Origin of the sequence: Candidatus Electronema sp. JM (assembly GCF_048287415.1) — a bacterium.
Lineage (GTDB): Bacteria > Desulfobacterota > Desulfobulbia > Desulfobulbales > Desulfobulbaceae > Electronema.
In genome coordinates this window covers 40,678-48,213 of sequence record NZ_JBLWEN010000048.1, presented here as the reverse complement: position 1 = coordinate 48,213, position 7,536 = coordinate 40,678, and the positions used below count along the sequence as shown (strand labels likewise).

At 55.4% G+C, this 7,536-nt stretch carries 7 protein-coding genes, 1 tRNA gene and 1 pseudogene; all 9 read left to right on the top strand.

The genetic code is table 11. The features are described 5' to 3' along the window. Positions 1 to 97 precede the first annotated feature (97 nt). The 9 genes and pseudogenes from ACNKH6_RS10750 to ACNKH6_RS10710 all read left to right on the top strand — a co-directional run bounded on the left by ACNKH6_RS10750 (position 98) and on the right by ACNKH6_RS10710 (position 7,533). Complete coding sequence (locus tag ACNKH6_RS10750; RefSeq protein ID WP_417915564.1) at positions 98 to 355, top strand: Na+/H+ antiporter NhaA; 258 nt, start codon at positions 98 to 100, stop codon at positions 353 to 355. A 167-nt stretch (positions 356 to 522) separates the two neighbouring features. Then, positions 523 to 608, top strand: a tRNA-Leu gene (locus ACNKH6_RS10745). 119 nt (positions 609 to 727) lie between these two features. Then, entirely contained in the window at positions 728 to 2,056 is a 1,329-nt protein-coding gene (tig, locus tag ACNKH6_RS10740; protein WP_417915562.1) for a trigger factor, read from the top strand. A gap of 73 nt (positions 2,057 to 2,129) precedes the next feature. After that, a complete protein-coding gene (gene clpP / locus ACNKH6_RS10735) occupies positions 2,130 to 2,741 on the top strand; it encodes an ATP-dependent Clp endopeptidase proteolytic subunit ClpP (RefSeq protein ID WP_417915561.1) in 612 nt (203 codons plus the stop codon). Then, on the top strand, positions 2,738 to 4,000 hold the full coding sequence (gene clpX / locus ACNKH6_RS10730) for an ATP-dependent Clp protease ATP-binding subunit ClpX (protein ID WP_417915560.1): 1,263 nt from the start codon (positions 2,738 to 2,740) through the stop codon (positions 3,998 to 4,000). The genes clpP and clpX overlap by 4 nt, the downstream gene beginning before the upstream one ends. Before the next feature lie 166 nt (positions 4,001 to 4,166). After that, complete coding sequence (locus tag ACNKH6_RS10725) at positions 4,167 to 5,219, top strand: HindVP family restriction endonuclease (protein ID WP_417915559.1); 1,053 nt, start codon at positions 4,167 to 4,169, stop codon at positions 5,217 to 5,219. Next, entirely contained in the window at positions 5,216 to 6,211 is a 996-nt protein-coding gene (locus ACNKH6_RS10720; RefSeq protein WP_417915558.1) for a DNA cytosine methyltransferase, read from the top strand. Before ACNKH6_RS10725 ends, ACNKH6_RS10720 begins: the two co-directional genes overlap by 4 nt. 10 nt (positions 6,212 to 6,221) lie before the next feature. Continuing rightward, positions 6,222 to 6,388 (top strand): annotated as a pseudogene (locus ACNKH6_RS10715) (IS5/IS1182 family transposase); the annotation flags it as partial. A 32-nt stretch (positions 6,389 to 6,420) separates the two neighbouring features. Further along, a complete protein-coding gene (locus tag ACNKH6_RS10710; protein ID WP_417915557.1) occupies positions 6,421 to 7,533 on the top strand; it encodes a S1C family serine protease in 1,113 nt (370 codons plus the stop codon). Positions 7,534 to 7,536 lie beyond the last annotated feature (3 nt).

Here is a 7,536-nt window from a genome sequence, read left to right as displayed (position 1 = left end):
CAATCCGATTGAAAATAAATGGGCACAAGCAAAAGCCCGCAGAAGAAAACTTGGCTGTTCTGTTGATGATCTCTTTCAGCAGCTTGACCTGTAGTCAATTTATTATGCTACAGCTATAGCGGTCAATCTGAAAATCGCTGATCTGCCCAAGGGCGCAGGCTGGATCGGCCTGTACGGCGTGGCCCTGCTCTGCGGCATCGGCTTCACCATGAGCCTTTTCATCGGCTCTCTGGCCTTCCAAGGCGGCAGCGCGGCAGCAGGCTTTGACGAGCGCGTGGGCATCATCGCCGGTTCGCTGCTCTCCGGGCTGACTGGCTATCTGCTGCTTTATTTCACGATCAAAAGAAGAAATTGACCGCTGCGCCGTTTTGCGGCATTCTCCTCTGCTTGACAGGCGGGATATGACAGTTTGCGCTATGATGGCAGCGGCAAATTTTCAACGGCTGTCTGTCCCGACAGCGCATTTTCTGCGCCATCGCCCTTGACGAAGAGCTGTTCATTGATTAATACTACAGGATTAACGCGAGAGTGGCGGAACTGGCAGACGCACTGGACTTAGGATCCAGCGCACGTAGTGCATAGGGGTTCGACCCCCCTCTCTCGCACCAACCCTTTGAAAACACACGGTCCCATATTCAGGAGACGGGCGGCATGAAGCTGATGCGCCTGCCTGGATTGAGATAACTTCTGCCCAGGGCAGGCAATCCGAACCGAGGAATTTGAGTCGATGGAAATAGCAGTCGAAGAACTGAGCGAACTGACCCGCAAGCTCACCGTCACCGTGCCTGCGGACGCGGTGCGGAAGGAGATGGACAAGGCCTACGGCAAACTGCAAAAAGAAGTGCATCTCAAGGGATTCCGTAAGGGCAAGGCTCCAATGTCCATATTGGAGAAGAACTACGGCGACCGGGTGAAGGCCGAGACAGCGGAGCAGCTCGTGCAGGAGAGCTATTTTGATGCAATCGAGGAGAAAGGGCTGGACGTGGTTGTGCATCCTGAAATCCGCGAGACCCGTTTTGCCGAGGACGGCTCTTTTGTGTATGTCGCCTTGGTGGATGTGAAGCCGGTTTTCGAGATCAGCCAGTACAAGGGTTTGGAGATTGAGAAGCCTGCGGTGAACGTGACCGAGGCGGATGTTGACCGCAAGATTGAGGAGCTGCGCCGCAAGCACGCGGTGCTGCGCACTGCCGACGACGAGCACGGCGTGGCCTTGGATGACATCGTCATTGTGGATTTCCAAGGTTTCCACAATGAGAAGGCGATGAAGGAAGTCCACAACGAGAACTACTCGATTGATGTGGGCACCAAGCGGCTCGGCGCGGAGTTCGAGGAGCAGCTCATCGGCCTGAAGAAAGGCGAATCCGCTCTGTATGAGACCGACTTCCCGGCTGATTACCCGAACCCGGTCATGGCGGGCAAGAAGATCGAATTCAAGGTGGATGTGAAGGAGATCAAAGAGCGGGTCAAACCGGCTGCGGATGACGAGTTCGCCAAGGATGTGGACGCGAAATACAGCACTTTGGCCGAGCTGCGGGCAGGCATTGCCGACGAGCTGAAGACACAGCGCGAGGCTGCTCTTGAGGGCGATCTGGCTGACCGGGTCATGCAGAAGCTGATCAGCATGAATGAATTTCCGGTGCCGGAGCGGGCGGTTGCCTACGAGGTGGAGGAGATGATCAACCAGACCGAGGAGCGGCTGAAACGCGCCGGTCTGACTTTGGAAACCGCTGGCATCAAGCGCGACGAGCTGGCCAAGCAGAACCGCGAGGCCGCCGTGAAGCGGGTGAAAGGCGATTTCCTCCTGAAGAAGGTGGCCGAGCTGGAGGAGATCAAGCTGGCGGACGAGGACATCGAGCGCGGCTACAAGCGCATCGCCATGCAGTACAAGATGACGGTGCCGGAGGTGAAGCAGTATTTCCAGCGGCGCGAGGAGATCATGCCCTTCTTGGCCGAGCTGCTGAATGAAAAAATCCTGCGCTTCCTGCTGGATGCGGCAGTCATCACTGAAGCGGCGGCAGAACCGGAGCCGGAAACGGCGGCTGAGACAGCGGCATAAACAGACCCTTTCTTTTGAGAGACAGCCGGACAGACTTCATGCGCTGTCCGGTTTTTTTGTTTGAGGAGCAATCATGAATCTCGTCCCTATGGTGGTTGAGCAGAGTCCGCGCGGCGAGCGGGCTTTTGACATTTATTCCCGTCTGCTCCGGGAGCGCATCGTTTTTCTCGGCACGCCGGTCACTGACGACGTGGCCAGCGTGATCGTCGCCCAGCTGCTCTTTCTGGAGGCTGACGACCCGGACAAGGACATCACCTTCTACATCAACTCGCCCGGCGGCTCGGTCACCGCAGGCATGGCCATCTACGACACCATGCAGTACATCCGCTGCGACGTGGCCACACTCTGCATGGGCCAAGCGGCCTCGATGGGCGCGTTCCTGCTGGCCGCAGGCGCGGCGGGCAAACGTTACGCCCTGCCCAACTCGCGGATCATGATTCATCAGCCGATGGGCGGTTATCAGGGCCAGGCCACGGACATTGAGATTCACGCCAAGGAAATCCTGCGGATGCGGGCTGATCTCAACAGCATCCTCGCCAAGCACACGGGCAAGCCGGTCAAGCAGATTGAGCAGGACACTGAGCGCGACAACTTCATGACCGCGCTGGAGGCGAAGAACTACGGCCTGATCGACAAGGTGCTGGAACGCCGGGAGGAAGGCGGCAAGAAGGAGGCTAAAGGATGAGCGGGGAACTGACCGGCGGCTCCGGCTCGCGGGCCTGCTCCTTCTGCGGCAGGGATGAGGCCGAGGTGGCCCGGCTGATTGCCGGCCCTGATGTCTATATTTGCAGCGAGTGCGTGGAAATCTGCAACGGCATGATTCATGAGCCTGCGGAAGGCGAAGCGGCCAAGACGGTCGAACCGCCCCGCCTGCTCAAGCCGAAGGAAATTCACGCCCATCTGGATGATTACGTCATCGGCCAAGATTTCGCCAAACGGGTGCTGGCTGTCGCGGTGCATAATCATTACAAGCGGATCAGCTCCCGCGCCGCCGGTGCGGACGCGGTAGAAATCCAGAAGTCGAACATCGTCCTCATCGGCCCGACCGGCAGCGGCAAGACCCTGCTCGCGCAGACCTTGGCCCGCATCCTCAACGTGCCCTTCAGCATCGCCGATGCGACCACGCTGACTGAGGCCGGTTATGTCGGCGACGACGTGGAGACGATTCTGGTCGGCCTGCTTCAGGCGGCGGATTACGACGTGGAGCGGGCGCAGCGCGGCATCGTTTATATTGACGAAATTGACAAAATCGCCCGCAAATCCGACTCGCCCTCGCTGACCCGCGACGTGTCCGGCGAAGGCGTGCAGCAGGCTCTGCTGAAGATGATCGAGGGCACCACCGCCTCGGTGCCGCCTAAAGGCGGGCGCAAGCATCCGCAGCAGGATCTGATCAAGATTGACACCACCAACATTTTGTTCATTGTCGGCGGGGCCTTCGTCGGCTTGGACAAGGTGATCAAGCGGCGTGGCGGCAAAAAATCCATCGGCTTCGGCGCGAAAATCCGTTTGGACGAGGAGCGGAGCGAAGGCGATCTGCTGGCTGAGGTGCAGCCGGAAGACCTGCTCAAGTTCGGCCTGATCCCGGAACTGGTGGGCCGTCTGCCGGTGATCGCGCCGATGCGCGAGCTGCGCGAGGAAGATTTGATCCGCATCCTTAAGGAGCCGAAAAATGCCCTGACCAAGCAGTACATCAAGCTCTTCGAGCTGGAGGGGGTCAAGCTCCGCTTCACCGAAGAGGCCCTGCTCGCCGCCGCGAAAAAGGCGATGCAGCGCAAGGCCGGGGCGCGCGGGCTGCGCTCGGTGATGGAAAGCGCGATGCTTGACGTGATGTACGAGCTGCCCTCGGACGAGCGGGCCGTGGAATGCGTGATCAGCGAGGAAGTCATCCGCGAAGGCAAATACCCGGAGGTCATCTACAGCGAGGAGCGGAAAAAGGCGGCGTGACGTGTCATTGCATCACGCGCAGCCGCAGGGGCGAAGGATTTTTTGCCCCTGCAAAACCGCGATGTTGCCTGAGCGAAGTCGAAGGCGGCGGCGGTTCCGGCTCCGCTCAACCACCTTGAGCGCAATAAAACGACCTGACCGCTGCGTTCATGAGCGGCACTGAACCATGACCGAAATGCAGCCAGGACTCTTTGGCCTGAATAAGAGCAACAGAGATTTCACCCAAAAGGAAGCATGGGGAAAGAATCAATTTAACTCCTCATTTCCTGCGGCGTTATGTTGTTATCTCTCATCAAAAAAGATAGCAGCTAATTATCTCTGTGTTGATCATGGTAAATTCACTCATGCATTTGCAGCCATAGAAAAACTATTCGGCATCGATCCGCTTGGCGGGCAAATCTATTTTGCTTTTGAAGCGCAGCATTCTCCTTATCAGCGTTTTCTTGTCGGAGTTCTTCCACGGACAGACTTAGTCCTTCAACGCGCTGACACCGGCGAGTGTTTAGCTGGATTAGAAGTCAAACTGACCGCGCTGCCGGACAACACAACTTGCGATTTGCCAGAACAAGATTATGGCTGCGAGCTGGTTGTCCGTCCAGACACCATCGCATATCTTGCGTGCAGCGTGGCAGCAGGCTTGAAAGATGCTTTCGCTGAAAATATCCCTGACTTCGATCTGTTGGATTGGACGCAGCCGAAAGAGGTGCTTGCTGAAATTCCGGTTCTGATTGAGACGGTTAAAAAAATATCTTGCAATTTAGAGGCGAAACAGAAGCCTTTTCTTATTCAGCCTGTATGGAAGACTGTTGGCAAATCTCCTGAGCTTGCGGAGAACTGTTTGGATGTTTTTGTTTGGAGCGATGCGGCATTTTGTTATTTCATCTCGCAGATAGCAAACAAAAATAAAGACGCGAACGGAATCAGCAGGCAGACGCGCACCGCAGTTTGGCTGTGCAAAATGTTGCACGATATAAAAAAAAATGGCCGGTTCAATCACGAGCAGATTGTTGACAGTCTATCGTATAACACAAAAAACGACAAAGCGTTTGCTTCTGCTGGGAACATAACAAACAAATACATGCGCTGCGAAAGGTTAGAAATACCGGTAATCACTAAACATGAAATCAAAAACATCATTCTTGGCGGCGGCCAGAACCTGCTCAGTCCTGAAAGAAGGTTCGATGCCATAATTTTCAACTCTCCTGGATTGTTTCTATGAGATGCGTTGACATTTTTTCCGGCTGCGGCGGTCTTTCTCTTGGGTTTCAGAATGCCGGATATGATGTTGTTGCAGCGTTTGACAATTGGGAAAAAGCTGTGGCCGTGTACCAAAAAAATTTCAGCCATCCTGTTTTCTTGCATGATTTGAATGATGAAGATTCGTCCATACGGAAAATTGAACAATTTCATCCTGAGATGATCATGGGCGGGCCGCCTTGTCAAGATTTTTCAAGCGCTGGCAAGCGTGACACCAGCCAAGGCCGGGCGGATTTGACGTTCAAATTTGCAAATATTGTCTGCGCAGTCAAACCGAAATGGTTTGTCATGGAGAATGTCGAGCGGATCAAAAAAAGCAATATCCTGTCTGAAATTATTGAGCAGCTTCAGTGCGCAGGCTATGGACTGACCTCAGCCGTCCTTGACGCTTCATTCTGCGGGGTGCCTCAGGCGCGGAAACGTTTTTTTCTCATCGGCCAGCTTGGCGGCAGGCATAATGCGCTGACAAATATCATGCAAAAGAATTTGTCTGCTCAACCGATGACTGTCAGGGAATATTTAGGCGATTCTCTGGGGGTGGAATATTATTACCGTCATCCACGCAACTACAACCGGCGCGGCATATTCAGCATTGATGAGCCAAGTCCGACAGTGCGCGGCGTGAACCGTCCGGTTCCAAAGGGATACAAGCTGAATGCCTGCGATCCAGCCGGTGTCAGTCTTGATACAATCCGTCCGCTGACAACGATTGAGCGCAGCTACATCCAGACTTTTCCGAAATCGTTTCAGTTTTCAGGAACACAAACTGATCTGGAGCAAATGATCGGCAATGCTGTCCCTGTCAAACTGGCTGAGTTTGTTGCCAAGTGCATGACAGAACACATCAGAACAGGCGGAGTGAGAACATCTTTGTTTGACGGCGTTCTTCCATTCAAGCTGCATGACAAGCCGCTGCGTCGCTGTCTTCATTTTGGAACTGGAGGCCTTGTTTGATGATGGCGACATGCAGCCTTGGGAATACGACAAGAAGCTGCATGAAAAACGGAATGAAGTCGGGCGGCTGTTCAGGAAGCTGAAGGGATTCCGCCGCATCTTCACCCGGTTTGACAAACTGGATGTCAGTTCATCGGGGTTGTCGTTTTTTCCCTGATTATGGTCGCAATCAAATAGTGTTAACAGGCCCTAAACCATCCTTTGTGATCATGCGTTTTTTCCGCTCATTCCGCCCGCTCACGCTGCTGCTCCTTGTTGCCGCCTGCTATCTCCTTTATTACACCGTGCAGCCCGCAGTCTGGCGGCTTGACCGCACTGCCGAGCCTCGTCCGGTGACACCGCGCAGCGAGCTGGGCGCGGACGAGCAGAACACCATCAGCGTGTTCAAAGAAGTTTCGCCGTCGGTGGTCTATATCACGTCAATTGCGGTGGAACGGCAATTCGATCTGTTCAGCCTCAACGTGTATGAAATTCCACGCGAGGGGGCAGGCTCTGGATTCATCTGGGACAAGCAGGGGCGGATTGTCACCAATTTTCACGTGATTTCTGATGCCAGCCGGATTAAGGTGACGCTGGCCGATCATACGACATGGAAGGCATCTTTAGTCGGCACAGCACCAGACCGTGATCTGGCAGTGCTGCAAATTGCCGCGCCTGCGGACAAGCTGCGGCCCATCATGGTTGGCGAATCGGAGAATTTGCAGGTCGGCCAGAAGGTGTTCGCCATCGGCAATCCCTTTGGCTTTGACCAGACGCTGACCACCGGCATTGTCAGTGCGCTGGGCCGGGAGATGCAGTCGGTGACCAAACGCGCCATCCGCAATATGATCCAGACTGATGCGGCGATCAATCCCGGCAACTCCGGCGGTCCGCTTTTAGACAGCGCAGGGCGGCTGATTGGGGTCAACACCATGATTTACAGTCCGTCCGGGGGCAGCGCGGGCGTTGGTTTCGCCGTGCCGGTGCATGAGATCAACCGGGTAGTGCCGCAGCTCATCCGTCGCGGCAAGCTGCTCCGGCCCAGTCTCGGCCTCAGTTTCGTCAATCAGCGGATCACCCGCGAGCTGGATTTGCAGGGCGTGCTGGTGCGGGATGTTGAATCCGGCTCTTCTGCTGAGAAAGCGGGCATTCGCGGCAGCAAGCAGGTGCGCGGCGGCCTGATTCTCGGCGACCGCATCATTGCGGTGAACGGAGTTCGGGTTGAAGACTACAAACAGCTCCAAGATGAGCTGGATAAACACGAGGTTGGCGAAACAGTGACCTTGACCCTGCTGCGGGAGAATGCGCAGACTGAGGTCAATGTTGCGCTGGAGGGGATGTAAATT